This is a genomic window from Mesorhizobium sp. USDA 4132 (genome assembly GCF_056279545.1).
Map to the genome: position 1 here is coordinate 1,222,524 of NZ_JBWCCP010000002.1, position 26,006 is coordinate 1,248,529.

General features: G+C 62.2%; 24 protein-coding genes. 16 read left to right on the plus strand and 8 right to left on the minus strand.

Annotation, left to right across the window (positions count from 1 at the left end; all coding sequences use genetic code 11):
• Position 1: 1 nt before the first annotated feature.
• The 3 genes from ACZ9IU_RS28495 to ACZ9IU_RS28505 all read left to right on the plus strand — a co-directional run bounded on the left by ACZ9IU_RS28495 (position 2) and on the right by ACZ9IU_RS28505 (position 3,482).
• Positions 2-1,228: a glycosyltransferase gene (locus tag ACZ9IU_RS28495; protein WP_498957831.1), complete on the plus strand. Its 1,227-nt coding sequence runs from the start codon at positions 2-4 to the stop codon at positions 1,226-1,228.
• 182 nt (positions 1,229-1,410) lie between these two features.
• Positions 1,411-2,811 (plus strand): sensor histidine kinase, encoded by a 1,401-nt coding sequence (locus ACZ9IU_RS28500; RefSeq protein ID WP_040125736.1) that lies wholly within the window; start codon positions 1,411-1,413, stop codon positions 2,809-2,811.
• Entirely contained in the window at positions 2,808-3,482 is a 675-nt protein-coding gene (locus ACZ9IU_RS28505) for a response regulator (RefSeq protein WP_157885292.1), read from the plus strand. The genes ACZ9IU_RS28500 and ACZ9IU_RS28505 overlap by 4 nt, the downstream gene beginning before the upstream one ends.
• Here ACZ9IU_RS28505 and ACZ9IU_RS28510 read toward each other — a convergent pair.
• The gene (locus ACZ9IU_RS28510; RefSeq protein ID WP_080719324.1) at positions 3,456-4,046 is read right to left on the minus strand and encodes a hypothetical protein; all 591 of its coding nucleotides are present in this window, start codon (positions 4,044-4,046) and stop codon (positions 3,456-3,458) included. The two genes, ACZ9IU_RS28505 and ACZ9IU_RS28510, sit on opposite strands and share 27 nt — an antisense overlap.
• 535 nt (positions 4,047-4,581) lie before the next feature.
• On the opposite strand from ACZ9IU_RS28510, the gene ACZ9IU_RS28515 reads away from it, so the two are divergent.
• The 3 genes from ACZ9IU_RS28515 (at position 4,582) to ACZ9IU_RS28525 (ending at position 6,085) form a co-directional block, all read left to right on the plus strand.
• On the plus strand, positions 4,582-5,403 hold the full coding sequence (locus ACZ9IU_RS28515; RefSeq protein ID WP_051900389.1) for a DUF1236 domain-containing protein: 822 nt from the start codon (positions 4,582-4,584) through the stop codon (positions 5,401-5,403).
• A 22-nt stretch (positions 5,404-5,425) separates the two neighbouring features.
• On the plus strand, positions 5,426-5,614 hold the full coding sequence (locus ACZ9IU_RS28520) for a hypothetical protein (RefSeq protein WP_040124522.1): 189 nt from the start codon (positions 5,426-5,428) through the stop codon (positions 5,612-5,614).
• Positions 5,615-5,686: 72 nt separating this feature from the next.
• Positions 5,687-6,085 (plus strand): DUF1236 domain-containing protein, encoded by a 399-nt coding sequence (locus ACZ9IU_RS28525; RefSeq protein WP_040124521.1) that lies wholly within the window; start codon positions 5,687-5,689, stop codon positions 6,083-6,085.
• Positions 6,086-6,182: 97 nt separating this feature from the next.
• Here the strand turns inward: ACZ9IU_RS28525 and ACZ9IU_RS28530 are convergent, their stop codons facing one another.
• From ACZ9IU_RS28530 to mscL, 5 genes are all read right to left on the minus strand, one after another.
• Positions 6,183-6,974 (minus strand): polysaccharide deacetylase family protein, encoded by a 792-nt coding sequence (locus ACZ9IU_RS28530; RefSeq protein ID WP_040125734.1) that lies wholly within the window; start codon positions 6,972-6,974, stop codon positions 6,183-6,185.
• 125 nt (positions 6,975-7,099) lie between these two features.
• Positions 7,100-7,432, minus strand: a complete 333-nt coding sequence (locus tag ACZ9IU_RS28535) for a hypothetical protein (RefSeq protein ID WP_040124520.1) — start codon at positions 7,430-7,432, stop codon at positions 7,100-7,102.
• Between the two features lie 111 nt (positions 7,433-7,543).
• Entirely contained in the window at positions 7,544-8,578 is a 1,035-nt protein-coding gene (gene galE, locus ACZ9IU_RS28540) for a UDP-glucose 4-epimerase GalE (RefSeq protein ID WP_040124518.1), read from the minus strand.
• A 159-nt stretch (positions 8,579-8,737) separates the two neighbouring features.
• Positions 8,738-9,907 carry a pyridoxal phosphate-dependent aminotransferase gene (locus ACZ9IU_RS28545; RefSeq protein WP_040124517.1) on the minus strand — a complete coding sequence of 390 codons (1,170 nt, stop codon included), beginning with the start codon at positions 9,905-9,907 and terminating at the stop codon, positions 8,738-8,740.
• 117 nt (positions 9,908-10,024) lie between these two features.
• The gene (gene mscL / locus ACZ9IU_RS28550; protein WP_040125733.1) at positions 10,025-10,450 is read right to left on the minus strand and encodes a large conductance mechanosensitive channel protein MscL; all 426 of its coding nucleotides are present in this window, start codon (positions 10,448-10,450) and stop codon (positions 10,025-10,027) included.
• A gap of 197 nt (positions 10,451-10,647) precedes the next feature.
• Between mscL and ACZ9IU_RS28555 the strand changes: the two genes are divergently transcribed.
• Together ACZ9IU_RS28555 and ACZ9IU_RS28560 are read left to right on the plus strand one after the other, a co-directional pair.
• Entirely contained in the window at positions 10,648-14,163 is a 3,516-nt protein-coding gene (locus ACZ9IU_RS28555; protein ID WP_040124516.1) for a hybrid sensor histidine kinase/response regulator, read from the plus strand.
• Between the two features lie 198 nt (positions 14,164-14,361).
• Positions 14,362-15,597, plus strand: coding sequence for an OpgC family protein (locus tag ACZ9IU_RS28560; protein ID WP_040124515.1), 1,236 nt, complete (start codon positions 14,362-14,364; stop codon positions 15,595-15,597).
• 159 nt (positions 15,598-15,756) lie between these two features.
• Here ACZ9IU_RS28560 and ACZ9IU_RS28565 read toward each other — a convergent pair whose 3' ends face one another.
• Together ACZ9IU_RS28565 and ACZ9IU_RS28570 are read right to left on the minus strand one after the other, a co-directional pair.
• Complete coding sequence (locus ACZ9IU_RS28565; RefSeq protein WP_040124513.1) at positions 15,757-17,289, minus strand: UxaA family hydrolase; 1,533 nt, start codon at positions 17,287-17,289, stop codon at positions 15,757-15,759.
• Between the two features lie 33 nt (positions 17,290-17,322).
• A complete protein-coding gene (locus ACZ9IU_RS28570) occupies positions 17,323-18,024 on the minus strand; it encodes a FadR/GntR family transcriptional regulator (protein WP_040124512.1) in 702 nt (233 codons plus the stop codon).
• Between the two features lie 278 nt (positions 18,025-18,302).
• Here ACZ9IU_RS28570 and ACZ9IU_RS28575 point away from each other — a divergent pair, with 278 nt between their 5' ends.
• The 8 genes from ACZ9IU_RS28575 to ACZ9IU_RS28610 all read left to right on the plus strand — a co-directional run bounded on the left by ACZ9IU_RS28575 (position 18,303) and on the right by ACZ9IU_RS28610 (position 25,994).
• A complete protein-coding gene (locus tag ACZ9IU_RS28575) occupies positions 18,303-19,868 on the plus strand; it encodes a sugar ABC transporter ATP-binding protein (RefSeq protein ID WP_040124511.1) in 1,566 nt (521 codons plus the stop codon).
• A gap of 9 nt (positions 19,869-19,877) precedes the next feature.
• Positions 19,878-20,906, plus strand: a complete 1,029-nt coding sequence (locus ACZ9IU_RS28580) for an ABC transporter permease (RefSeq protein WP_040124509.1) — start codon at positions 19,878-19,880, stop codon at positions 20,904-20,906.
• A 97-nt stretch (positions 20,907-21,003) separates the two neighbouring features.
• Positions 21,004-21,945 (plus strand): ABC transporter substrate-binding protein, encoded by a 942-nt coding sequence (locus ACZ9IU_RS28585; RefSeq protein WP_040124508.1) that lies wholly within the window; start codon positions 21,004-21,006, stop codon positions 21,943-21,945.
• 75 nt (positions 21,946-22,020) lie between these two features.
• Positions 22,021-23,034, plus strand: coding sequence for an aldo/keto reductase (locus ACZ9IU_RS28590; RefSeq protein ID WP_040124507.1), 1,014 nt, complete (start codon positions 22,021-22,023; stop codon positions 23,032-23,034).
• 3 nt (positions 23,035-23,037) lie between these two features.
• Positions 23,038-23,856: an amidohydrolase family protein gene (locus ACZ9IU_RS28595; protein ID WP_040124505.1), complete on the plus strand. Its 819-nt coding sequence runs from the start codon at positions 23,038-23,040 to the stop codon at positions 23,854-23,856.
• Positions 23,857-23,860: 4 nt separating this feature from the next.
• A complete protein-coding gene (locus tag ACZ9IU_RS28600) occupies positions 23,861-24,868 on the plus strand; it encodes a zinc-binding alcohol dehydrogenase family protein (protein WP_040124504.1) in 1,008 nt (335 codons plus the stop codon).
• Positions 24,869-24,879: 11 nt separating this feature from the next.
• A complete protein-coding gene (locus tag ACZ9IU_RS28605) occupies positions 24,880-25,209 on the plus strand; it encodes an L-rhamnose mutarotase (protein WP_040125732.1) in 330 nt (109 codons plus the stop codon).
• Positions 25,210-25,259: 50 nt separating this feature from the next.
• Complete coding sequence (locus ACZ9IU_RS28610; RefSeq protein ID WP_040124502.1) at positions 25,260-25,994, plus strand: SDR family oxidoreductase; 735 nt, start codon at positions 25,260-25,262, stop codon at positions 25,992-25,994.
• The last annotated feature ends 12 nt before the right edge of the window (positions 25,995-26,006 follow it).

The window sequence follows — 26,006 nt, forward strand, 5'->3', positions numbered from 1 at the left end:
GATGGCGACAGCGGATGCAGTGGCGAAGTCCCGGCTAAAACTTGCCGTGATTCTGGAAAAGAAGATCTCTGTCGGAGGCGGCTTCAACCAATCGATCACCGCGGCCCTGCAGATGCTCCGCATCGCCCCGGAGCCCTATGACGTCGAAATCTACACCACTATCAGGAGCAATATCGAGACCCTCGCCGCCAGCGGCTTGAAGGCCAAGCATTTCGTCAAGCCGAAGCGCAAACTGTCCAAGAAGATCGTGCAGGCCTTCCAGTCCGCGCGCAGGCGGCGTGAAGAGATGACGGAATTCGAGCTTGAGATAAAGCGGCAGGGAATAGATCTCGTCTACTTCACCGCCCCGAGCGGATATGCGCTCGACCTCCAGGCGACGCCTTACATTTTCACGATCTGGGACCTCTGCCATCTGGAACATCCCGAGTTTCCCGAGGTCACCGAAAACCGCGAATTCGAGAAGCGCGAAGAGCTTTATTCGCGCGCGGTCGTCAAGGCCGCTACAACATTGACGGACGGGCTCCACACCAGCCAACTGGCATCACAGCGCTACGGCGTCGCAAGTGATCGTTTCATAGAGATGCCTTTTTCTCCCGCTCCGCTGCTGCGGGAGGAGACGTCGGCCCCGGACGCACTCGCTGCGATGTTCGAGCGTTACGGTCTTGCCCCCGGCTACCTCTTTTACCCGGCGCAATTCTGGGCACACAAAAATCATGTCAGGCTGCTGGAGGCCTGTTCGCTTCTGGCCAAGCGGAACGGCGCCGCACCCAGCATCGTCTTCGCGGGCGGCGACCAGGGCCATGCCAGGGCGATCAGGAGCATGTCGGAACGCCTCGGCGTATCGGGCAGCACACACTTCCTCGGCTTCGTGCCATCGGAGGACATGAGCCTGTTATATCAGGGCGCAAGTGCGCTGGTCATGCCAAGCTATTTCGGCCCCTCCAATCTTCCGCCCATGGAGGCATGGGTGCTGGGCAAACCGGTGCTTTATCCGCAGCGATTTGCCGATTTCGTAGGTGACGCCGCACTTCTTTTCGACCCCCGACGACGCGCATTCGCTTGCCGACTGCATCGAACGACTTGCTCAGGGACCGGGCGATGGCCACTGGCAAGAACTGGGACGGCAGCGCCTGGAGCATTTCGAACGCGAAAGACACGCCGCCGAAAACCGGTTGAGGCTGCGGCTGTCCCGCCTGGCGTCGAGGATGCCTACTTCGGCCTAAGTTAGGGCAAGGCAGGATGCCCGATCGTCATCTGCGGCCTTGGCAAGTCGGCTGTCTCCCTCGCTTCTCAAAGGAGATATCCTGGTGGGACCGGATCGGATAAACCACTCCCGATGCAACGGATCAGCCCCTTTCCGCGTTGCGAGGCATCGGCTCGCGTTGTGCGGGTTATCGGAACGGCATGCTGATGCGGCTCGGTGGAATTCTTGATCGCTGGAACGACCAATCCCTCGCCCGGCAATTTCTGCTTGCGGGTGGGCTGGTCGCTTTCGCGGCGATGCTTCTGGTCGGCGCCTATGTGACGAGCGTTATCGAGGCGACGGTCACCCGCAACTCCGCCGCGTCCACGGCCCTTTATGTCGACAGTATCATCGCCCCGCTGCTTCCCGACATGAAGACCAACCAGACGCTTGATGACGTCACCACGCGCGCGCTCGACGAGACCTTCGGCCAGGGTGCTCTCGGGGGGCAGGTCATATCCTTCAAACTCTGGCGCCGCGACGGCACGGTCCTTTATGCGACCGACAAAAGCATGATCGGGCAGAAATATGGGCCGAGCGACAATCTCAGAACCGCATTTTCCGGACAGATGGTGGCACGGTTCGGGCCTGCCGAAGACCCCGAAAGCAATTTTGAGCGGTCGACCGGCCTGTCGCTTCTCGAAATCTACAATCCCATCCTGCAGCCCTGGTCGGGAGAGGTCGTCGCGGTCTCGGAGTTCTACGAGGTCGCGGGCGATTTCCAGCGCAGCCTTTATCAGGCGCAGCTTCGAAGCTGGGGGGCGGTCGCCGGCGTCACGCTCGCCTTCTTCCTCATTCTTTCGGCGATCGTTTTCCGCGGCAGCCGGACGATCGACCACCAGCGACAGGCGCTGACGCAGCGGGTGGCGGAACTGTCCGATCTGCTGTCGCAGAACGAGGCTCTTCACGCGCGGGCGCAGCGGGCCTCGCGGCGCGCCACCGCCCTTAACGAGAGTTATCTGCGCCGGCTCGGCGCCGACCTGCATGACGGGCCAGCCCAACTCGTGGCCTATGCCGCGCTTCGGGTGGACAGCCGGCTCCTGACCGATCCTGCGACGTCGCCGACCGCGCGCGAAGAGGAGGTCACCACCATCAAGGCCCGGCTCGACGAGGCGATGGACGAGATCCGCAGCATCTGCAGCGGTCTTGTCCTGCCGCAGATCGAGGCCGCCGAGCTGCCCAACGTGCTGCGGCGCGCCGTCAATGCTCATCGGCAGCGGACCGGTGTCGATGTCGCGCTCAAGACGTCGAGCCGATCGAGGCCGCTTTCGCCTTCGGCCAAGATCTGCATCTATCGTTTCGTCCAGGAAGCGCTCAACAACGGCTTCCGGCATGGCGGCGGCCTGGATCAAAGCGTTCGCCAGAGTTTTGACAACGGCAATGTCGTCGTCGAAGTCGGCGATCGCGGCCCGGGTTTCGACCCCCAGCGCATACGCCCAGAAGGTCTCGGGCTGGCAGGCTTGAGAGAGCGCATCGAAAGCCTCGGCGGAACATTTGCAATCACCTCATCGAAAGACGGCACCACGGTCAGGATGTCGCTGAACACGCATGAAATGGAGCAGGCTTGATGGCAGGAATAAAGATAGCGGTTGTCGACGATCATCCGTTGTTCCGAGAGGGAGTGACGCGCAGCTTGGGGGAGATCGAGGATTTCGAAATGGTCGGCGAAGGCGGTTCCCGGGAGGACGCATTGCGCATCGTGCGGGAATTGTGCCCAGATGTGATGCTGATGGATATTTCGATGCCCGGCAACGGCCTCGAGGCCATAACCGAAGCGCTCGATTTTTGCCCTGACCTCAAGATCGTCATGCTGACCGTTTCGGAGGCGAGCGAAGACATCGCCGCCGCCCTGAAACTCGGCGCAAAAGGCTATGTTCTCAAGGGTGTCGGTTCGAGAGGCCTGGCAGACGTGGTCAGAACGGTGGCGTCCGGCGAGAGCTATGTTTCGCCCAGCTTGTCGGCGCGGTTGATTGCCGGCCTATCCGCTCCCACCGAGGTCCAGGCAAAGCCTGATCTCTTGTCGGAACTGACCGACCGCGAACAGGAGGTTCTGAGCCTCGTTGCATCCGGGCTCAGCAACAAGCGGGTGGCGCGGCAGCTCGATCTTCACGAGAAGACCGTCAAGCATCACATGACCCGCATCCTCTCGAAGCTGAAGGTGACCAACCGGACGGAGGCGGCACTCGCCCTTCGCGATGCGACCGATCAACGGTCAACGGCCGAACGATCGCAGTCTTGACGTATCCGATGGGGTTGCGGTCCGATTGACGATGGTGCGGGATTGCGAATCCCGCATCTCGTAACGCCCTTGAGAGATTCGTTCCGTCGCGCCGTTGTGATGTCTGACTGTTATCGACGTTCCACGAACATCGACCTCGACGCCGGCTTTCGAGGGAGCCGCCGGGACAGAAGGTGCCGGGGCTGCGGGCTGGGCTGGGGACGCGGCGGCTTTGCCGGGATTTACAGCTTCGCCTGCCGGAGCCGATCCCGCTCCGGGACCAGGTCCGGTTCCCGAGCCGGTACTGCCGGTATCGGTTCCACCGGCGTTACCGTTACCGCCGCTATTGCCGTTGCTGGAACCATTGCCGTTATTGCCGGAACTGCCGCCATTATCGCTGCCATTCCCGCTGGAGCTGCCGCCGCCGTTTCCGCTGCCACCATCACCATTGCCGTCCTTAGCGGCAACGGTCGACAGAGCGATACGCGGCAGGCCGTCCGCGCCGGCGACAACCTTCCACGGTAGCACCGCTGCAATGACTGCGGTGAGCGCTCCGCTCAGGACAAGCATTCTACGCGTCGGCATCTCTCGCTCCTCGTGTGGCCATCTCCTGCGTGAGGCATTTTTGAACTGTTTTGCAAGGTCTAAACCGGACGCCCGCCCTTATGGTTCCGTGCTCTGTCGCCGGTCAAAGAGCCCGCCGACCCATAAACACGGCAGCCGGCGGGCAAGGTTCTGCGCTGAAAAGGACCGATGATCGCGCAGGAACCGGGGTCTGCATCCGTCAGACGGCAAGCGCTTCCAAAGTGGCGATGAAGATAAAAAGCCCTGCGACGGGGATCAATAGCCATCTGGCCTGGGAAACGCCGTTGTCCATGACGGGACCTCCTGAAAAACCTCCAGGATTAACGGCACTTTAACAGCGCAATTCCTCGATTTCATCCCCCCTTGGACCTTTAGCCTGCCCCATCAGACCAAAGGCCCAGAAAGGGTCGGCCTGAAGTCCGGTCGCGTCAGACTGAAGCCCAAAACCCGGAACGAGCCGTGGCAGCCGCAGTTCGAGGTGTGAGTGCGGCCCATCAGCGGGCTCGCCGGTGAACCAGAAAATGGAGGAAACATCATGAAACTCTCGATGAAACAGACGCTCGCGATTGCGCTTCTCGCCGGATCGACCCTTTCGGTAGCGCCGGCAATCGCTCAAACCCAAGATAATCAGACCGGACAGGACGGCAGCAATCAGGTCTTGCCCCGCAAGGTCAAGCCAGGCTCGGACAATTCGTCCGGCGCCAAACAGGCTCAGCCGCAGCAGAATATGGGCGCGGCGACACAACAGCCACAGGGCTCGGCCGGCGGCAATGACAAAACGAGCGCCCAGGCCCAAGGCGGCGACCAGCAGCGCCTGAAGCCCCTGAAGCCCAAGAACGGTGACAACGCTGCTCAGGGAAAATCGACCGATTCCATGAAGGCACAAACGGGCGACACACAGCCAGGCGCCAAGGACAATACGGCGCAGCAGAAGCCCGCCGGCCAGAACGACAGTTCCACGACCGCCAATTCCGGTTCAGGCTCGGGAACTGATCCGCGCAAACCGGCAACCGATGACACTGCCCGACAGAACAATGGCGCGCAGCAGCCGGGTTCGAACCAGGCCACCACCAATAAACCTTCCAACGAGACCACGGGCAGCATCAATATCTCGGCCGAACAGAAGACCGAGGTGCGCAACATTCTCGTCCAGAACAAGGTCGAGCCCGCCGATGTCAATTTCGACGTCAACGTCGGCGTCGCCGTTCCGACGACCGTGAGACTGCATCCGTTGCCGCCGCGCATCGTCGAGATCGTGCCCGCCTATCGCGGTTATGAATACTTCGTCCTGGCGGATGGGCGGATCATCATCGTCGACCCCTCGACCCACGAGGTTGTTTACATCCTGGTCGGCTGAGCGCTGAACACAGGAGAAAACCATGAGTGACCGAGAACCGATAGTGATCCGTACGAGCGGCAGCGGCGGCTGGGCCGTTGCCGTCATCCTGCTGGTGGCCGTCATCGCAGGTGGGTTCTTCCTCTTCGAAGCTGGTTATCTCGGAAACCATGACGTCGATATCGGCGTCACCCTGCCGAAGATCGAGCCGCCTGCGCCAGTCACGCGATAGACGGCCTCGATCCCGTTCGAAGGGCGCGGCGCAAATCACCCGCCCGCTCACAACATGTAGAAGGAGACTATCATGAAGACCCAGATCATCGTTCTTTCCGCCGTGGCCCTTGGCGCCCTCGCGCCTGCTGCTTCCGCCCAGCAAGGCACCGTCAACGGAGCCGCCGGCGGCGCCGTTACCGGCGCCATCATCGGCGGCCCGGCGGGTGCCGCCGTCGGCGGGGTCGCCGGTGCAGCTGTCGGTACCGTCATCGACCCGCCGCCGCAACGCGTCGTCACCTATGTCGAACAGGCCCCTGCCCCGGCATCACCGGTCGTCGTCAAGGAAAAGATCGTCGTCGGCAAGCCGCTTCCTTCAAGCGTCGTGCTGACCCCGGTTCCCGACAGCCCGAAATATGCCTACGCGGTCGTGAACAAACAGCGCATCATCGTCGACCCGCGGACCCGCACGGTCGTGCAGGTCGTCCGGTAAATATGCCCCCTTCTGCCGAAACAAGATCGGGGAGAGGCGGGATCCCGTCTCTCCCCGATCTGCGTTCAAAGAGAAAATGGTTGGGAAGACTGCCGGCTCACTGCGTCGTGTCGTCGTCGCCGATGCCATCGACATCGGAAAGACGCACGAATTCGACGCCCCGGCCTTTCAGGGCCAGGAGAGCGCGGGCGACGCCCTCGCCGGCCGCATGGGTCGGCTGGTTGATATGCGCGAGGACGACATCGCCGTCCTTGGCGGCAGCGATGCGTTTTTCGGTGACGCCGGCGCCGAGCAGCGAGCCGCCGTCGCCATTCAGCGAATAACCGGCGACCCGGTATCCCATGTCGCGGATCTGGCGGATCGCCGAAGGATCGTATTTGGCCGTTGAGCCCCGAAACCAGCGCGGTGCGGCGATGCCCGCCGCCAGCATCGCATCGGCGCCACCTGCCACTTCCTGGCGAACGGCTTCCGGTGATCCGGCCGCGGCGATGCCATAGATCAGGACCGGAGCATCGACCGCCGGCACATGGTTCTGGCCGTGGTTCTCCAGTTCAAACAGATCGAGGTTGTTTAGAAAGACCGCGACCGCCTGCGGGTTCTTTTTCAGCCAGCGGGCGGTGACGAAAATGGTCGCGGGAATGCGTTCTCGGACAAGCGTCGAAAGGATGCGTTCGTCGGCCTGCCCCATGCAGGCATCGAAGGTCAGCGCCACCCGAGGGCGGCTGACATTGCCGGAACGGCTGACATGCAGATGCGGCTCGACCAGTTTGGGCGTGCCGGCGGCATGCTGCGTGACAGGCGGGCTTGAAGGCTGCTTTGCAGGCAAATTCTGGGCGCCCGCCGTCAGAGGCAGCAGCAGGAAGATGGTGGAAAGCAAAGCGCGTCGCATCATGGATACCGATGTTGAGAAGGCCCCTCTTTATCGGCAAACGCTTAAAAACGCCATGCGACGGAATCTCCGGACGCAAAAAAGGCCGGACAATGCCGGCCTTTCTTCGCTAAAATGCATCTGCGTCAGCAGTCCGTAGCCTGACCGTTGGTGTTGGTGCCGGCCTGGCCCGAAGGAACCGATGCGGTGCCCGTCGTGTCAGGCGTGGTGGCCGAGCCCCTGGTCTGCAGGTTCGGAGCGCAGTTGGTCCGCGTGTCCTTGGTGCCTGCAGCGTTGCCCATGGCGCCGCCTGTGGTGCTGTTGGTGGCGCTGGGGTCGATTTTCTTCTGGCCGTCGCTGCTATCGCTGGCCGACGTCCCGGTGGAGCTTGCATTTCCCTTGCCGCTGGTCTGGGCAAGAGCGCCACCGGCCGCGAGGCTGAGAGAAAGAAGCGAGACGGTAATCAGCTTGAAAGTCATGGGAATTTCCTCCGTTGAAATACCGGCAGAACCGGCGGATTCGATTTGCCCGCGTAGTTCAAACCCCAGACAACCGAGGATGTTCCATAAAAACTGTTCCGATCCGGAACCCTAGAATCGTGCCGAGGCCAACCTGCTCTGCAGCGACTTGAGATCTTCGGCCTTGCGGGAGGCGAGGCCTTTCTCCCAGGTAATCGCGGTCTCGACGATAAAATCCAGATCGTCGTGGCGCGGCTTCCAGTCGAGCAACCGGCGCGCCAGCGTCGAATTGGCGACCACGCTTGCCGCGTCACCCGGCCGGCGGGGTCCATAGCGGATTTCGAACTTGCGGCCACCGACGCGCATCACCGCGTCCAGAACCTCCAGGACCGAATAGCCGCGGCCATAACCGCAATTGGCAATCAACGGCTCGCCGCCACGGCGCAGGTAGCTCAACGCTTTCAGATGCGCGTTCACGAGGTCGGTGACGTGAATGTAGTCACGGATGCCGGTGCCGTCAGGCGTCGAATAATCCGTCCCGTAGATATCGACGCCACGGCGTTTGCCGAGTTCGGCCTCGCAGGCGATCTTGATCAGATGGGTGGCGCCTTCAGTCGACAGGCCGGTGCGGCCGAGCGGGTCGGCGCCGGCGACGTTGAAATAACGCAAAGCCACGAAGCGGAAATCATGGGCGGCGGCGGCATCGCGCAGCATCATCTCCGACATTAGTTTCGACTGGCCGTAGGGGTTCTTCGGATGCAGGTCGGCGTTTTCGAAGACGGGCGTGTCGTCCTTCTGGTCTCCATAGACGGCAGCCGTCGACGAGAAGACAAAATGGCGGATACCGGCGGCGATCGCGGCGGCCGCCAGCAACCGGGTGTTGCCGGTATTATTCTCATAATAGTCCAGCGGATTGGCGACCGATTGCGGCACGACGATCGAGCCTGCGAAATGCAGGATGGCGTCGATGTCGTTTTCGGCAAATACCTGCGAGAGAATGGCGCGATCACCGACGTCGCCCAGATAAAACCGCGCCTCGGCCGGCACGGCCCAGCGAAAACCGGTCGAAAGCCTGTCGAGGACGACGACTTCCTCACCCGCATCGAGCAAAGCCCAGATCATGTGGCTGCCGATGTAACCCGCGCCGCCTGTCACCAGAACTGCCATGTCTATACTTCCCTGCTTTCTTATCGTTGGCAGGACGAAAACACGGGCGGTCTTCAACAATGCTTACCCGACGCAGGTTGCGCCGGGTTTATCTCGGGTCAAGGCAAACAGGCTGTTGAGCAAATCGCTCGAATTTTAGCGTTTGCGTGCCGAATCGGGTCAGAGCCGCTTGATGTAATCGGAGAGGCGGCCGGCGGCCTCTTCGATCTGTTTCGGATCGCGCAGGAAACAGGCGCGCAGGAAAAGCTCGCCGCCCTTGCCGAAAGCCGAGCCGGGCGCCAGCGCCACGCCGATCTTGTCGACGATATCGAGCGCCGCGCTGCGGCTGTCGGTAATGCCATCGACCTTGACGAAAGCGTAAAGCGCGCCGTCGGGTTTGAGCGTTTCGACGCGGTTGGTAGCAATCAGCGCGTCGCAGAGGATGTCGCGCGCTGCGGTCGCCCGGGCGATATTCGTATTCACGAAGTCGTCGCCCTGGTTGAGCGCCACCACGGCACCGCGCTGCAGGAACTGCGCCACGCCGGAATTGGAATACTGCACCAGGTTTTCGATAACCTGTCCCATTTCCGGCGGCGCAACGATCCAGCCGACCCGCCAGCCGGTCATCGACCAGTTCTTGGAGAAGGAATTGGCGAAGATGATCCGGTCGCCTTCCTCCATGATGTCGAGGAAGGACGGGGCCCTTGCGGCGCCACCATAATAATAACGGGCATAAATCTCGTCGGCGATGATCCAGATACCGTGCTTGCGGGCGAGCGCCAGGATGTTCTTCAGGTCTTCGAGCGTCGCCGTCCAGCCGGTCGGGTTGGCCGGGGTGTTGATGAACAGGCCTTTGGTCTTCGGCGTGATCTTCGCTTCCAGCTTGGCGAGATCGAGCGACCAGCGGCCGCCGATGAAATCAAGCGGCAGGCCGACGGAATGGGCGCCGGAAATCTCGATCGCCGAGATGATGTTCGGCCAGGTCGGCGACAGATAGATCATCTCGTCGCCCGGCGAGGTCACGGCCTGCACCGCCAGCATGATCGCATGCATGCCGGAGCCGGTCACATAAAAATGCTCGACCGGCAGCGAGACGGAGAAATGCCGCGCGTAATAATCCGACAGCGCCTGGCGCAGCTCGGGGATGCCGCGCTGCCAGGTGTAGAAGGTCTCGCCGCCGAGCAGCGCCTCGGTTGCAGCGCGGTTGATGAAATCCGGGCTCGGCAGATCCCCTTCACCGGCCCAGAGCGGGATCAATCCCTCTCGCCCGCGGGCGTAATTCAGGACCTCGACAATGCCGCTTTCGGGCGCCGCGACGGCGCGGGGGCTGAGACTGGAGATGATCGACATGGAATTCCCTCGGGGCTGTTTCCCACTTCTTTAGCGCAGGAAAGCCTCGGAATCCCATGATAATCCGTGACGCAGGGATCGATTCCGCTGATGAATTCGCCGGGCGTGATCAAAAGATCACTTTGCCTTCAGCAGGTCGCGTATTTCGGTCAGCAGCTGGATATCTGCCGGTGGCGGAGCCGGCGTCTCGTCGGCCGACTTCTTCTCGTCGGCCAGGCGCATCTTGTTCACGGCCTTCACCATCAGGAAGATGATGAACGCCAGGATCACGAAATTGATGAGAACGGTGATGAAGTTGCCATAGGCAAAGACCGCACCCTGTTCTCGGGCAGCGGCGAGTGACGACGCTGTGACCGCGCTCGACAGCGGCAGGAAGTAATTCGAGAAATCGAAGCCGCCGCCGGTGATCGCGCCGACGATCGGCATCACGATGTCATCGACCAACGATTTTACGATACCCGTGAAAGCGGCGCCGATGATGATACCGACCGCAAGATCGACGACATTGCCCTTGGCAATAAAAGAACGGAATTCGCTGATCATCGACATCGCCAATATCCCCCATGGCTTTTCAGTTTCGGTAAAACGCAACATAGCGCTTTCTGCGGATGTGAAAAGACGGCGCCCGCCGCAGGCTTAAATACGATCGTCTATTGGACTTTTTGCCGAGAGGCCCCCTGATTTCCAACCGCATGCTTTTCCCCTAATGTTTGAGCCCTGAAGCTCTTTGCGGAGGAGCAATGCTTCCTGGCTGGGTCATTTTCGTTTCGGCTTTCGCCTATATCCTGCTGCTGTTTGCGGTGGCGAGTTATGGCGACCGGCGAAGCCGTGTCTTCGGCGTGCCGAAGAACGGCCGGCCGATCGTCTATGCGCTGAGCCTTGCGATCTACTGCACCTCCTGGACCTATTTCGGCGGCGTCGGGCTCGCCTCGCAGAAGGGGCTGGAGTTTACCGGCATCTATATCGGCCCTATCCTCGCCTTCACGCTCGGCATGCCGATCATCCGGCGGATCGTCGAGCTTGCCAAGGCCGAGAAGCTGACATCGGTCGCCGATTTCATCGCAGCCCGCTACGGCAAGAATTCCACCGTCGCGATGATCGTCGCGATCATCGCCCTGGTCGGCGCCATTCCCTATATCGCGCTGCAGCTCAAAGCCGTGTCGAGCTCGGTCGCCGCCATGGTCAATCCGTCGGACTACGGGATTGGCAGCGGCAACCTCTATTTCATCGACCTGGCGCTGATCGTCACGCTGATGATGGCCTGTTTCGCGGTCATCTTCGGCACCCGCCACACGGATGCGACGGAACACCAGGACGGGCTGATCCTGGCCGTCGCCATGGAATCGGTGGTCAAGCTGTTCGCCTTTGCGACGGTCGGCTTTTCGGTGTTCTTCATCCTGTTCGACGGGCCGTCCGATCTGCTCGCCAAGGCATCGGAAAACATGCTTGTCGGTTCGGCGCTCGCCTACGAGACGCCCATCAGCCGCTGGCTGATCCTGATCGCGCTGTCAGCGTTTGCGATCATCATGCTGCCGCGGCAGTTCCATGTGACCGTGGTCGAGAACCGCACGACGAAGGAGCGCAAGGTGGCGAGCGCGCTTCTGCCGCTTTACCTGATCGCCATCAACATCTTCGTGCTGCCGGTCGCGATGGCCGGGCTGATCACCTTCGGCGGCACCGGCGACGCCGACCTTTACGTGCTGACGCTGCCGCTCGCCGGCGAGCTGAAAGTCGTTTCGCTGATTGCCTTCATCGGCGGCTTTTCCGCCGCCACCGCCATGGTCATCATGGAATCCGTGGCGCTTTCGATCATGGTGTCGAACGACATCATCATCCCGATATTCCTCAGACAACGGCTGATGGCGGCGCGCTCCGGCCAGCGCACCGATTTTACCCGCACGCTGCTGAACATCCGCCGGGTCGCGATCTTCGGCGTTCTGATCCTCGGTTATGCCTATTACCGCATGGCCGACAGCCAGTCCGGCCTTGCCTCCATCGGCCTGCTGGCGTTCGCGGCGATCGCGCAGGTGGCTCCTGCCCTCCTCGGCGGCCTCGTCTGGCGCCGTGCCAACGCCCGCGGCGCAATCCTCGGCATGTCCTTCGGCTTCCTTGCCTGGGCCTATCTGCTGTTCGTGCCAAGCCTTGGCGGGCCTGACAATTCCCATGTGGCGACGGCCGTCCTCAATTTCCTGTTCCCGGGCACCGGCATCTTCTCCGGGCCGCAGACGGACCCGCTGGTCAACGCGACGATCTTCAGCCTGACGCTCAACATTCTCGCCTTCGTGCTGGGATCGCTGTCGCGCAATCCGCGTCCGGTCGAGCGAATCCAGGCCGGCATCTTCGTCAAAAGGCACCTGCGCTCGCAGTTTGCCACCCGCGGCTGGAAAACCCGCGTCGGCGTCGGCGACCTGAAGACGGCGATCGCCCGGTATCTCGGCGAGGAACGCATGCGTCGCTCCTTCTCCAACTACGAGAAGACGGCCGGCCGCAAGTTCGGCGACGACCAGCCCGCCGACATGGCGATGATCCATTTTTCCGAACAGCTGCTCGGCAGCGCGATCGGCTCGTCCTCGGCCCGGCTGGTGCTGTCGCTGATCTTGCAGAAGGCAGAGGACACCAATTCCGACACCGCCTGGCTGCTCGACCAGGCAAGCGAGGCGCTGCAATATAACCAGGACATGCTGCAGACGGCGCTTTCGCAGATGGACCAGGGCATTGCCGTGTTCGACAGTTCCGAACGCCTGACCATCTGGAACCGGCGTTTCCGCAATCTGCTGGACCTGCCGGAACAGGTCGGCCAGGTCGGCTTTCCGCTGGCCGACATGGTTGCCATCCTTTCGGAACGCGGCGATCTCGCGGCCGTCGAGCAGGCGGAGGTGATCCGTAAGTTCCAGACGCTCGACGCCCCCTTCTCGCTGGTGCTGAACGGCGGCGAGCGGATCATCGAGGTTCGCTCCAACGCCATGCCCGACAAGGGCATCGTCGCGACCTTTACCGACATTTCCGATCGTGTCGCGGCAGACCAGGCGCTGAAGCAGGCAAACGAGACGCTCGAACAGCGGGTCGGCGAACGCACCGCCGAGCTCACCCGCGTCAATAAGGAGCTTGCCGAGGCCCAGGCATCCGCCGACGAGGCCAATATCGGCAAGACCCGGTTCTTCGCAGCCGCCGGCCACGACATCCTGCAGCCGCTCAACGCCGCCCGGCTTTATTCCTCGGCGCTGGTCGAGCGGCTCGGATCGTCTGACAACAACGGTTCGCTGGTGCGCAATATCGATTCCGCGCTGGAATCCGTCGAGGCGATCCTCGGCGCCGTCCTCGACATATCGAGGCTCGATACCGGGGCCATGAAGCCGCGTTTCACCTCGGTGCCGCTCGAAGACCTTCTGAAACGCATCGAGACCGACTACGCGCCGATGGCCCGTGAGAAGGACCTGGAATTCGTGGTCATGCCGACATCGCTGAAGGTGCGGTCCGATGCCAACCTGCTGCGCCGGCTGGTGCAGAACCTCGTCTCCAACGCCATCAAATACACGATCGACGGCAAGGTGCTGATCGGCGCGCGCCGGCGGGGCGACCAGGTGGTGATCGAGGTGCTCGATTCCGGTATCGGCATCCCGCCCTCGAAATTCCGCACCGTGTTCAAGGAATTCGCCCGGCTGGACGAGGGTGCCAAGACCGCGGCCGGCCTCGGTCTCGGCCTGTCGATCGTCGACCGCATTTCGCGGGTGCTCAACCATCCGGTCCAGCTCGCCTCCACGCCCGGGCGGGGCACCTCATTCCGGGTGCAGGTGCCGATGGACCTGACCGCATCGCAGACAGTCCATGCCGCTGACCAGTTGGAGCGCCGCAAGCGCTCGCAGCCGCTGAACGGGCTCCGGGTGCTCTGCATCGACAACGAACCGCGAATCCTCGAGGGCATGGCGCTGCTGATCACCGGCTGGGGCTGCACCGTCGGCCAGGCGGACTCGCTCGCCGCTCTCGACGACATCGTCGACCGCCACGAGCCGCCGCCGGAAATCATCATCGCCGATTACCATCTCGACGACGGCAACGGCATCGAGGCTGTCCTGAAACTGCGCGCCAGATATCAGGCGGATATCCCCGCGCTGATCATCACCGCCGATCGCACGCCCGAAGTCCGCGCTGAGGCGGAGCGCCACGACATCGGCGTGCAGCACAAGCCGGTAAAGCCTGCGGCCATGCGGGCGTACCTCACGCAGGTTGCAGGCCTCAAACGCGTCGCTGCTGAATAGTGTGAACCTCACCCAACCCAGCGTTCATCGCGGAGTCATCACGGACAGTTTACGGTAGATAAGGTCTAAACGCTCAAATAGGGCTGGAACTGTCCGGCTTTTTGCCGCGTTTAGCCGCGTACATCCTGGCCCGCAGAGGCCTTACGGACCGAAAGGCGAAAGCCCATCGGAACCGGCAAAAGACGGAGACCGCGACCGATGAAACGCTTTGATATTATTGATGGTATGCGAGGATATTTCCTCGTTTTCATGGTTCTCAACCATCTGATCTTTGCTGGCGGTTATCTTCTGGTGAAGATCAACCACAATCAGCTCGCCTTCGTTGAAGACGCCCAGGGCTTCGTTTTCCTGTCCGGCCTGCTGATCGGCATGGTCTATGCCAAGAAGATGCTGAAGAACGGTTATGCGGCCGGCCGCACGGCCATCTACAACCGCGCATTCGAGCTCTATCGTTATGCGATGGGCATCGTGCTGGTTGTGCTGGTCGCACAGATGCTTTTGCCGGGCGCCTATTCGATCTGGTTCAACTGGCTGGGTTACACGACCTTCGACGACCCGTTGCGCCTCGCTGCGATCGCGACCTTCCTCTACCAGCCGACCTTCATGGATATCCTGCCGCAGTATATCGTCTACATGCTCTTTGCGCCGATGCTGGTGAAGCTCGTGCTGGAGGACAAATGGCATTATGTGGTGGCCGGTTCGGTGATCCTGTGGATGGCGGCCCAGCTCGGTCTGCAGCAGATCGCCACGACGCCGCTCAACGATCTGGTCATGGGTGCGGACGATCAGGGCATCCGCGTGTCGTTCAACCTGCTCGGCTGGCAGGTGGTGTTCTACTCGGGCCTCGTGCTCGGCGCGCTGACGTCGGCCGGCAAGATCAAGTGGAGCAACATCCTGTCGCCAGACAATACGTTCATCCCGAAGGTGGCGCTGCTGATGGTTCTCTTCTTCCTGCCGCTGCGTCTGATCACCGCGCATGAGCTGATGCCGCCGCACATGATCGGCAAGTTCGCCTCGATGGAAATCCGTGCCGATTTCGGTCCGGTCTATCTCCTGAACTTTGCGGCCGTCGCCATGCTCGTCACCTGGCTGATCGTCGCCGGCCCGAAGCACAGAGACGAATGGGTGCGCCGCATTGCCGGTGCGGTTACCTGGGTGTTCTCGATCAAGTACCTGCAGCTGCTGGGCCGCCACTCGCTTTATGTCTATGTATGGCACGTCGCGATCGTCTATTTCGTCTATTATTTTGACGGACGGACGCCGGAGCTGAACGAGTTCACCAAGACGGCGATTGCGCTGGTCTCGATCGCGCTGCTGTCGCTGCCGGCCCTGTGGCGCGAACGCGACAAGCTGTTCGGCACAGCGGAACCGGCTCCGGTCAAGGTGCAACAGCCGGCAAAGCCTGGCGCACCGCAGCAGATGGTCATTCGGTAAGGCCGGGTCTAGGCAAAATAAGGGCAGTGGCCCAGGCCACTGCCCTAGAGTTTCGGCGCGTTGCAACATATCCGCCGTCGTCCTCGGGCTTGACCCGAGGATCCAGCATCCGCACCGCCAGCCCATGGATCTCGGGTCAATGACGGAGAGGGGGCATTTTCACGTCACCGCCCCGACCTGCCACGGCACGAATTCGTTGTCGCCGTAGTCGTAGATCTCGCTCAGCGTCTTTTTGCCCGAGGCCACCGCGATCACGTCCTCGAAAATCCGCAGTCCCGCCTGTTCGATCGTCTCCTCGCCGGTGACGATGCCGCCGCAGTTCAGGTCCATGTCTTCCTTCATGTGTTCGTACATTTCGGAATTGGTGGCGATCTTGATGCAGGGCGACGGCTTGAAGCCAGAAACCGAACCGCGGCCGGTGGTGAAACAGATGACGTTGCAGCCGCCCGCCACCTGCCCCGTCACAGCGACCGGATCGTAGCCGGGCGTATCCATGAACACGAAACCCGGTTCCGTGACCGTCTCGGCAAATTCGTAGACCGCCTTCAACGGCATCGAGCCGCCCTTGGCGACGGCCCCGAGCGATTTTTCGAGGATGGTGGTCAGGCCACCGAGCTTGTTGCCGTGGGACGGGTTGTTGTTCAGCTCGTCGCCGTTGCGGGCGGTATAGTCCCGCCACCAGTCGATCCGCTGCAGAAGTTTTTGGGCCACGTCCGGCGTCACGGCGCGGCGGGTGAGCAGATGTTCGGCTCCGTAAATCTCCGGCGTTTCGGACAGCACCGTGGTGCCGCCGTTGCGGACGATCAGGTCCGAGGCGTACCCCAGCGCCGGATTGGCGGAAATCCCGGAATAACCGTCCGAGCCGCCGCATTCGAGGGCCAGTTTCAGTTTCGACAGAGGCTGCGGTGTGCGCGTCGCGGAATTCACACCGGGCAACATTTCCTTGATGATCGCAATTGCCGCATCGATGGTCTTGCGGGTGCCGCCATGCTGCTGGATGTTCATGGTCCGCAGCCGTTCGCCCTCTTCCATGCGGTAATGTTCGAGGATCGGCGCGATCTGGTTGGTTTCGCAGCCGAGGCCGATCATCAGGATGCCGCCGAAATTCGGATGCCGTGCATATCCCTGGATGGTGCGGATCAGCAGCCGGTAACCTTCCGATTTGTTGTTGAGCGCGCAGCCGCCGCCGTGGGTGAGCGCCACGACGCCATCGATATTGTCGAAACCGTCCAACCCGCCCAGGCGGTTGAAATAGTCGGCGATGTAGCGGGACACCGTGGCGGAACAGTTCACCGACGAGATGACGCCGATATAGTTGCGGGTGCCGGCGCCGCCGAGGCCGCGGTCATAACCCATGAAGGTGCGCCGCTCGGCTTCCGGCAGCATGCCCTTTTCCTCGATATCGATGCTGAACTGGTGCTCGTGCTCCGAGGGCAGCATGGCAAGGTTATGCAGGTGCACATGGCTGCCGGGGGCGATGTCCTGCGTTGCGACGCCGATCACCTGGCCGTATTTCTTCACCTCGCCGCCGTTCGGTATCGCCCTGATCGCCACCTTGTGGCCACGGCCGATCAGCTCGCGGGCCGCAAGATCGCCGAAACCGGTCGGGGCGCCGGCCTGCATCGACCGCCGCGCGACGCCGACATCGTCGATCGGGTTCAAGATGATGATGGGTGAAGCCGCAAAGTCCATTTTTTGTTTCCTCCCGAAACAGCCGCAGGAATATCACCGTGTCTCGTGATTCATCCAGCGTTGTTTCGATTCTTCCAGATGTGCATGCATCATCGCCTGGGCGAGAAGCGGATTGCGCGCCTCCAGCGCCGCATAGATCGCCTCGTGTTCGGCCAGCGCAGCGCCCCAGGTCTGCGGGGTCTCGAACCGCACCCGGATCTGCGCCGACATCGGGCTGTGGCGCTCGTCGAACAGGTCGCCGACGATATGCGCCAGCACCGAATTGCCCGACTGGCTGGCGATCGTCAGATGGAAAAGCCGGTCGAGATCGAGCGCCTTGCGCCCTTCGGCGATCTCCGTGCGCATCTGGTCGAGCGTCTGGCGCAGCGATCGCAATGTCTCCGGCGTGACCCTTGCCGCTGCGAGCAGGATGACCGCGCCTTCGACGGCGGCCCTTGCCTGCATCAGCTCAAGCGGGCTTTCGCCCATGGAGCCGCTTTGCCAGGGCCGACGGTCCGGCTCGGCCGTCACGTAGATACCCGACCCCATTCGGATTTCGACGCTTCCGTCGATCTCAAGCGCGATCAGCGCTTCACGCAGGGAGGGCCGCGAAACGCCAAGCTGCTGGGCAAGCTCCCGCTCCGCCGGCAGGCGCGCGCCGGCCGGAAACTGGCCGCCCTGGATCAGCACCCGGATCTGGTCGGCTATCTGCTGATACAGCCGCCGCGGTTCTGCCGTCTTGATGGGTCCGTTCATAATTCGCCGTCCTGACAATGTGGCCTTACCATATCAGGAGGTGTGAGGAGAGCAACAATGAAATTTCTGTCGTTGATTTTTAACGTTTTTAATCGTTTTTGTCTCTTGTTCCTTTTGCCGCCACGGGTCTGCGGCTAGGTCCTGAAAAAATTGGCTTGACCACTTCCGCCCTCAGGTTTACCCATTATCAACGCCGGAGGGAGGAGCCGCCGGCGAATGGGCCAGACCGGCCCGGGGAGGCAAATGTGGAAAACCGTCCGGCCGAGCTTGGGCAGACTATGCATGGCGCCGCCATGTCGCCGGGCCGTGCCGCATTGGCTTCAACGAACCAGCCGCTGCTCCGCCTCGACAATATCAGCAAGGACTTCCCGGGCGTCAAAGCGCTTGCCAACGTCCATTTCGACCTCCGCCGCGGTGAAGTTCATGCGGTCTGCGGCGAAAACGGCGCCGGCAAATCGACGCTGATGAAGATCGTCAGCGGCGTCTACCAGCCGAGTTCAGGCACGATCACCTACAAGGGCGAGGAACGGCATTTCTCCTCGACGCGGGAATCCGAAGCCGCCGGCATCGCCATCATCCACCAGGAACTCAACCTCGTGCCCCACCTGACGGTGGCGGAAAACATCTATCTCGCCCGCGAGCCGCGCCGTGGTTTCCTCGGAGGAAGCTTTCTCGTCGACCGCAGGAAACTGCGGGCCGACGCCAAGCGCTGCCTCGACCGGCTCGGGGTCGACATCAATCCGGATCGTCCGGTGCGGGGCCTGTCCGTCGCCCAGTGCCAGATGGTCGAGATCGCCAAGGCGCTGTCGCTGGACGCCGAAGTGCTGATCATGGACGAACCGACCTCGTCGCTGACCGAGCAGGAGACGCGGCTGCTGTTCAAGGTCATTCGCGACCTGAAGGCATCGGGCGTCGGCATCGTCTATATCTCGCACAGGCTCGACGAAATGTCCGAGATCGTCGACCGCGTCACGGTGCTGCGCGACGGCCGCTACATCTCGACCGACGATTTTGCAGCCACCAGCATCGACGCGATCGTCTCGAAAATGGTCGGCCGGTCGCTGGAGGAGAAGTTTCCGGAGCGGACCTCGGTTCCGAGCGACGAGGTCATCTTCTCGGCGCAAGGCCTTTCGCGCGCCGGCGTCTTCCGCGACATTTCCTTCACGCTGCGCCGCGGCGAGATCCTCGGCTTTGCCGGCCTGATGGGCGCCGGACGCACGGAAGTAGCGCGCGCCGTCTTCGGCGCCGATCCGCTCGATACCGGCACGGTCACCCTGCATGGCCATACGCTCACCATCACCTCGCCGCGCGACGCGATCGCCGCCGGCATCGCCTATCTGTCCGAGGACCGGAAGGCGCAGGGGCTGGCGGTCAAGATGCCGGTCGACGCCAACATGACGCTCGCCAACATGGAAGCGGTCTCGAACCGTTTCGGGCTGATCGACTTTGCCAAACATGCCCGGGCGACGAAAGAATATATCGATCTCCTGAACATCCGGACGCCCTCGATCAAGCAGCCGGTGCGGCTGCTTTCGGGCGGCAACCAGCAGAAGATCATCATCGGCAAGTGGCTGTTCCGGAAGTCGAGAATACTGTTCTTCGACGAACCGACCCGGGGTATCGACGTGGGCGCCAAGCTCGCGATCTACCGGATCATGGACGAGCTTGCGGCAAACGGCATCGGCGTCGTGCTGATCAGTTCCGAGCTTCCGGAAATTCTCGGCATGACCGACCGCGTCGCCGTCTTCCACCAGGGCCGCATCACCGGCGTGCTGGAGACTGCGAAAACCGACCAGGAAGAGATCATGCGATACGCCTCCGGCTACGCTCGGTCGGCAGGATGAGGGCATAACATGGCTGAAATTATCGAAGTTGCGAAACAGAAGAGCGGCACGTTCAGCGACCGCCAGAAGGATATCATCCAGAAATTCGCCGCGCTCGGCAGCCTGTTCGTGCTGATTGGCGTCTTTTCGGCGACCAGCAGCGCCTTCTTCACCATCGACAACGGCATGACGGTGGCGCTGCAGGTGACCTCGATCGCCTTTCTCGGCATCGGCGCCACCTGCGTCATCATCACCGGCGGCATCGACCTGTCGGTCGGCTCGGTGCTGGCGCTTTCCGGGGTGGTCGCGGCGCTGGTGGTCAAGGATCTGGGAACGCCTGTCTGGCTCGGCATGATCTGCGGCATTCTCACCGGCTCGGCCTGTGGTTTGATCAACGCCATTCTCGTCACCAAGATGAAGCTGCCGCCGTTCATCGCCACGCTCGGCATGATGATGATCGCCCGCGGCGTGGCGTTGCAGATCACCGGGGCGCGGGCCGTCTCGGGGCTTGGCGAATCCTTCGGCGAGCTCGGCAACGGCTCGCTCTTCCGGGTCGTCAACATCGGCGCCGACGGTTTTCCGACCATCGTTTTTCCCGGCATCCCCTATCCGGTCATCCTGATGATCGCGATCGCGATTGCCGTCTCCTACATGCTCAACCGCTCGGTGCTTGGCCGGCATATCTATGCGGTCGGCTCGAACGCCGATGCGGCGCGGCTTTCCGGCGTCAACGTCACCCGCATCGTCAGCTTCACCTATGTTCTCTCCGGCACGCTCGCCGGCCTGACCGGCTGCGTGCTGATGTCGCGCCTCGTCACCGCCCAGCCGAACGAAGGCGTGATGTACGAGCTCGACGCGATCGCCAGCGCCGTCATCGGCGGCACCTCGCTGATCGGCGGCGTCGGCACCATTTCCGGAACCGCGATCGGCGCCTTCGTGATCGGCATCCTTCGCAACGGCCTCAACATGAACGGCGTCTCCGCCTTCACGCAGCAGATCATCATCGGCCTCGTCATCCTGGTCACCGTATGGATCGACCAGTTGCGCAACCGCCGCTGAGATAAGGGCACGCGGACCTTTACCCGCGAGACTTCATGGGAGTGAGGAGCTCTCTAAAAAACCGGCCGTTTCAGGCCAACGAAAAGAGGAGGAAGACATGAAAAAGCTTGCTGCCGCACTGCTGACATCCGTGATCGCACTGACCGCGTTCTCGGCTCAGGCTGGCGAAATCGCCGTTATCGTGAAGACCGTCAATTCCACCTTCTGGCAGAATGTCCAGAAGGGCGCCGATGCCGCCATGAAGGCCGGCGGGGGCAGCAACACCATGACTTTCCAGGGACCGGCTGCGGAATCCGCGATCGCCGACCAGGTCAACATGGTCGAGAACGCCGTCAACCGCAAGGTTTCCGGCATCGTGCTGGCACCGTCCGATCCGGACGCGCTGGTTCCGGCCGTCAAGAAGGCCTGGGAAGCCCGCATTCCGGTCGTCATCGTCGACTCGCTGCTCGCCAAGGGATCCGAGCAGTATTACCAGTCGTTCCTCGCCACCGATAACAAGAAGGCCGGCGAGCTTGCCGCCAAGGCACTGATCGACAAGGTCGGCAAGGAAGGCAAGATCGCCGTGATGTCCTACGTCGCGGGTGCCGGTTCGGAAATCGGCCGCGTCGGCGGATTTACCGACTACATCAAGGCGAACTCGAAGCTGACCATCGTCGGGCCGTTCTACTCGCAGTCCCAGATGGCGACCGCGCTCAACCAGACGACCGACGTGCTTGCCGCCAATTCCGACCTCAAGGGCATCTTCGGCGCCAACGAGCCGACGGCGATCGGCATGGGCCGCGCGCTGAAACAGTCCGGCAAGGCCGGCAAGGTGGTCGCGATCGGGTTTGACGGAAACCAGGACCTGCAGGAGTTCGTCAAGGACGGCACGCTCACCGCCATCGCGGTGCAGGGTTCATTCCAGATGGGTGAACTCGGCGTCAAGACCGTGCTCCAGTCGATCAACAAGGAGAAGGTCGAAAAGTTCGTCGATACCGGTGTCGTCGTCGTCACCAAGGACAATATCGACAAGCCGGAAGCCAAGAACGTTCTCTACTAACCTTACCCCCAGCGGGCGCGCATCGCGAATGATGCGCGTCCGTGATCCTATTCCCAAAGGACTTCGGACGATCTCATGAATGTCACTGAGCGCCGCAAACTGCCCCACGCCTCCGTCGAATTAACCCAAATGGGGCTCGGCTGCGCGCAGATGGGCAGTCTCTACCACAAGACCTCTTACGAAGAAGCGGCCGGCACCTTTGGAGCTGCCTGGGAGGCGGGTATCCGCTATTACGATACGGCGCCCTTCTACGGATACACGCGCTCCGAACGGCGGCTCGGCACCATGCTGACGGACCTGCCCCGCGGCGACTTCGTGCTCAGCACCAAGGTCGGCCGGCTCATGCAGCCGGACGAGACGGTCGGCTCGCAGGAAGACGGATATGTCGAGCCGCTACCTTTCCGGCCGGTCTTCGACTACAGCTACGACGGCATCATGTGGTCCTTCGAGGCAAGCCAGCAGCGGCTCGGCATCCTCAAGCCCGATATCCTCTACATCCACGATATCGGCAGCATGACCCATGGCGACCGGCATCAGCACTACTGGTACCAGCTCACCGCCGGCGGCGGATTTCGCGCGCTGAAGAAGCTGCGTGAGGAAGGGCTTACCAAGGCGGTCGGTCTCGGCGTCAACGAATGGGAGATCATCCGCGACGCGATGCAGGTCTTCGATATCGACGTCGCCATGCTCGCCGGCCGTTATACGCTGCTCGAACAGCAGAGCCTCTCGTTCATGGACGACTGCGCCAGCCAGGGCGTCGGCATCGTGGTGGCCGGACCGTTCAATTCCGGCCTGCTCGCCGGCAACCGCAAATTCAATTATACTGACGCTCCTGCCGATATTCTCGCCCGCGTCGACGTGTTGCGCGCGGCCTGCGAGGAAGAGGGCGTCAGCCTGCAGGCGGCGGCATTGCAATTCCCCCTCGCCCATCCAGCCGTGGTGACGGTCGTCTCCGGCGCACGCACCGCCGAACAGATCAAGTCGAATGTCGACTGGTTCGGAGAAGAGATCCCCGCCTCCTTCTGGTCACGCCTGAAAGCCCGCGGGCTGATCGCCGATGGCGCACCGCTGCCCAGTCAGGGGGGCTGAACCATGCGGATCGACGCGCATCAGCATTTCTGGCGGATTGCCGACCGGGTGGGTCAATGGCCGCCGGCCGAGCTTCAGGCAATTTACCGGGACTTCCTGCCCGACGACATGCGCCCGCTTCTTGAGGCCGCCGGCGTCGACGGCACGGTGCTGGTGCAGACCATGGAGAGCGAGGCGGACACGGCGTTCCTGCTCGATGTCGCCGACAGAACGCCCTTCATCCTCGGCGTGGTCGGCTGGACCGATATGAAGGCGCCCGGCGCGCCGGCAGCCATTGCCCGGCTGGCCCGGCATCCGAAGCTCAAAGGGCTGCGGCCGATGCTGCAGGATATCGCCGACGACCACTGGATCGGCGACCCTGCGCTCGATGCAGCCGTGGCAGCGATGGTCGAACACCATCTGGTCTTCGATGCACTTGTGCTGCCGCGCCATCTCGAACCGCTGCTTGGTTTCGCCCGGCGACACTCCGATCTGCCGATCGTGATCGACCACGGTGCCAAACCGCCGATCTCTGAGGGCCGTTTCATCGACTGGTATGCGCGCATGAAAGTGCTCGCCGAACTGCCGAACGTTCATTGCAAGCTTTCCGGCCTGCTGACCGAGGCCGGCGACCAGAAACCCCAGGCGGTGCGGCCTTATGCCGAAACCATATTCGACCTGTTCGGCCCCGAGCGGATCATCTGGGGCAGCGATTGGCCGGTGCTGAGGCTTGCCGGAGATTACCAAGCCTGGCTGGATCAATGCCTCGATATCGTGCCCGCCGACGCTCATGGCGAGGTCTTCGGCGGCAGTGCCCAGCGTTTCTATCGGCTCGGAGCGTAAAATTATGTTGACGATCATCTGCGATGCACCGGGAAAGCTCAGCGCCATCGACCGTCCCAAGCCTCTTCGCGGTGACGGCGAGGTGCTGGTCAAGCTGCGGCGCATCGGCGTCTGCGGTACCGACCTGCATATCTTCACCGGCAACCAGCCCTATCTCTCCTATCCGCGCGTCATGGGCCATGAACTCGCCGGTACGGTCGAAGAAGCGCCGACCGGTAGCCTGCTCGAGGCCGGCGATGTCGTCTCGATCATGCCCTACATCTCCTGCGGCCACTGCCATGCCTGCCTCAAGGGCCGGACCAATTGCTGCCGTAACCTCGGCGTGCTCGGGGTCCATCGCGACGGCGGCATGACCGAATATCTGAGCCTGCCGGAAGAATTCGTGTTGAAGGCCGAGGGCCTCTCGCTCGATCAGGCGGCGATGGTGGAGTTCCTGGCGATCGGCGCCCATGCGGTCGCCCGCGCCAGGATCGAGCCGGGACAGAGCATTTTGGTCACCGGCGCCGGTCCGATCGGACTGGCGGTCGCAATCTTCGCGACACTCGAGGGCGGAACGGTGACGCTTCTCGACGGCCGTGCGGACAGGCTGGATTTCGCCCGCGACCAGCTTGGGCTCACATCCACGGTTCAACTCGGTCCGGACGACCACGCGCAGCTTTCGGCGCTGACCGGTGGCGACTTTTTCGATGCCGTCTTCGATGCGACAGGCAATCCGAAAGCAATCGAACGCGGCTTCGGTTTCGTCGCCCATGGCGGCACCTACGTCCTGGTCTCGATCGTTTCCAGCGACATCACCTTCTCCGATCCGGAATTCCACAAGCGCGAGACGACGCTGCTCGGCAGCCGCAATGCGACGGCCGTGGATTTCGAGCGGGTGATGCAGGCCATGAGGGAAGGCAAGATTCCCGCGGCCCTGATCACTCATAGAATGATGCTGTCGGAGGTGCCGGAACGTTTTTCGGGACTGACCGATCCGGCGGCAGGCGTCGTCAAGGCGCTGGTGGAAGTCTGAAGGAGGCGATGATGCAGCGAATGGGCATGGTGATCGGCATAGAGCCGCAGATGATCGCGGAATACAAGCGCCTGCACGCGGCCGTCTGGCCGGAAGTGCTCGCCCTCATCAGCCGCGCCAACATCAGGAACTACACGATCTTTCTGCGCGAACCGGAAAACCTGCTGTTCGGCACCTGGGAATACCATGGTAGCGATTTCGATGCCGACATGGCGAAAATAGCCGCCGACCCTAAAAATCAGGAATGGTGGTCTTTCACCATCCCTTGCCAAAAGCCGCTCGATAGCCGCAAGCAAGGTGAGTGGTGGGCGATGATGGAAGAGGTCTTTCATCATGATTGAGGATTTCCTCAATCAGACTGACGGCCGGCCGGATAATTCGAGGATAAGACATGACGATCAGACTTGATGGAAAAACCGCATTCGTGACCGCCGCAGGCCAGGGCATCGGCCGGGCAGCGGCGCTCGCCTTTGCAGAAGCCGGCGCGACGGTCCATGCGACCGATATCAACGAAAGCCTGCTGGCTGCGTTGCCGAAACTCGACAATCTGAAGACGGCAAGGCTCGACGTGCTCGACAACGCGGCGATCGTCGCCTGTGTCGAGCGCATCGGCACGGTCGACATCCTCTTCAACTGCGCCGGCTTCGTCCATGGGGGCTCGATTCTGGAGATGAAGGACAGCGATTTCGATTTCGCACTCGACCTCAACGTCAGGGCGATGATCCGTACCATCCGGGCCGTGCTGCCTGGCATGCTTGCGAAGAAGGACGGCGCGATCATCAACATGTCGTCCGTCGCTTCCAGCATCAAGGGCGTGCCGAACCGCTTCGCCTATGGCGTCACCAAGGCCGCCGTGATCGGGCTCACCAAATCCGTCGCCGCCGATTATGTGACCGAGGGCATCCGCTGCAACGCCATCTGCCCCGGCACAGTCGAAAGCCCTTCGCTGCAGGACCGCATGCGGGCCCAGGGCAATTACGACGAGGCCCGCGCCGCTTTCATCGCCCGCCAGCCGATGGGCCGGCTCGGCACCCCGGAAGAAATCGCCGAGCTCGCCCTCTATCTCGCCGGCGCCACCTATACGTCAGGCCAGGCTTACGCCATCGACGGCGGCTGGACCATCTGAGGCAATACGAGA

Coding starts and splice junctions, on each gene's coding strand:
- ACZ9IU_RS28495 (WP_498957831.1), top strand. CDS start 2: ATGGCGACAGCGGATGCAGTGGCGAAGTCCCGGCTAAAACTTGCCGTG.
- ACZ9IU_RS28500 (WP_040125736.1), top strand. CDS start 1,411: ATGCGGCTCGGTGGAATTCTTGATCGCTGGAACGACCAATCCCTCGCC.
- ACZ9IU_RS28510 (WP_080719324.1), bottom strand. CDS start 4,046: ATGCCGACGCGTAGAATGCTTGTCCTGAGCGGAGCGCTCACCGCAGTC.
- ACZ9IU_RS28515 (WP_051900389.1), top strand. CDS start 4,582: ATGAAACTCTCGATGAAACAGACGCTCGCGATTGCGCTTCTCGCCGGA.
- ACZ9IU_RS28520 (WP_040124522.1), top strand. CDS start 5,426: ATGAGTGACCGAGAACCGATAGTGATCCGTACGAGCGGCAGCGGCGGC.
- ACZ9IU_RS28525 (WP_040124521.1), top strand. CDS start 5,687: ATGAAGACCCAGATCATCGTTCTTTCCGCCGTGGCCCTTGGCGCCCTC.
- ACZ9IU_RS28530 (WP_040125734.1), bottom strand. CDS start 6,974: ATGCGACGCGCTTTGCTTTCCACCATCTTCCTGCTGCTGCCTCTGACG.
- ACZ9IU_RS28535 (WP_040124520.1), bottom strand. CDS start 7,432: ATGACTTTCAAGCTGATTACCGTCTCGCTTCTTTCTCTCAGCCTCGCG.
- galE (WP_040124518.1), bottom strand. CDS start 8,578: ATGGCAGTTCTGGTGACAGGCGGCGCGGGTTACATCGGCAGCCACATG.
- ACZ9IU_RS28545 (WP_040124517.1), bottom strand. CDS start 9,907: ATGTCGATCATCTCCAGTCTCAGCCCCCGCGCCGTCGCGGCGCCCGAA.
- mscL (WP_040125733.1), bottom strand. CDS start 10,450: ATGATCAGCGAATTCCGTTCTTTTATTGCCAAGGGCAATGTCGTCGAT.
- ACZ9IU_RS28555 (WP_040124516.1), top strand. CDS start 10,648: ATGCTTCCTGGCTGGGTCATTTTCGTTTCGGCTTTCGCCTATATCCTG.
- ACZ9IU_RS28560 (WP_040124515.1), top strand. CDS start 14,362: ATGAAACGCTTTGATATTATTGATGGTATGCGAGGATATTTCCTCGTT.
- ACZ9IU_RS28565 (WP_040124513.1), bottom strand. CDS start 17,289: ATGGACTTTGCGGCTTCACCCATCATCATCTTGAACCCGATCGACGAT.
- ACZ9IU_RS28570 (WP_040124512.1), bottom strand. CDS start 18,024: ATGAACGGACCCATCAAGACGGCAGAACCGCGGCGGCTGTATCAGCAG.
- ACZ9IU_RS28575 (WP_040124511.1), top strand. CDS start 18,303: ATGCATGGCGCCGCCATGTCGCCGGGCCGTGCCGCATTGGCTTCAACG.
- ACZ9IU_RS28580 (WP_040124509.1), top strand. CDS start 19,878: ATGGCTGAAATTATCGAAGTTGCGAAACAGAAGAGCGGCACGTTCAGC.
- ACZ9IU_RS28585 (WP_040124508.1), top strand. CDS start 21,004: ATGAAAAAGCTTGCTGCCGCACTGCTGACATCCGTGATCGCACTGACC.
- ACZ9IU_RS28590 (WP_040124507.1), top strand. CDS start 22,021: ATGAATGTCACTGAGCGCCGCAAACTGCCCCACGCCTCCGTCGAATTA.
- ACZ9IU_RS28595 (WP_040124505.1), top strand. CDS start 23,038: ATGCGGATCGACGCGCATCAGCATTTCTGGCGGATTGCCGACCGGGTG.
- ACZ9IU_RS28600 (WP_040124504.1), top strand. CDS start 23,861: ATGTTGACGATCATCTGCGATGCACCGGGAAAGCTCAGCGCCATCGAC.
- ACZ9IU_RS28605 (WP_040125732.1), top strand. CDS start 24,880: ATGCAGCGAATGGGCATGGTGATCGGCATAGAGCCGCAGATGATCGCG.
- ACZ9IU_RS28610 (WP_040124502.1), top strand. CDS start 25,260: ATGACGATCAGACTTGATGGAAAAACCGCATTCGTGACCGCCGCAGGC.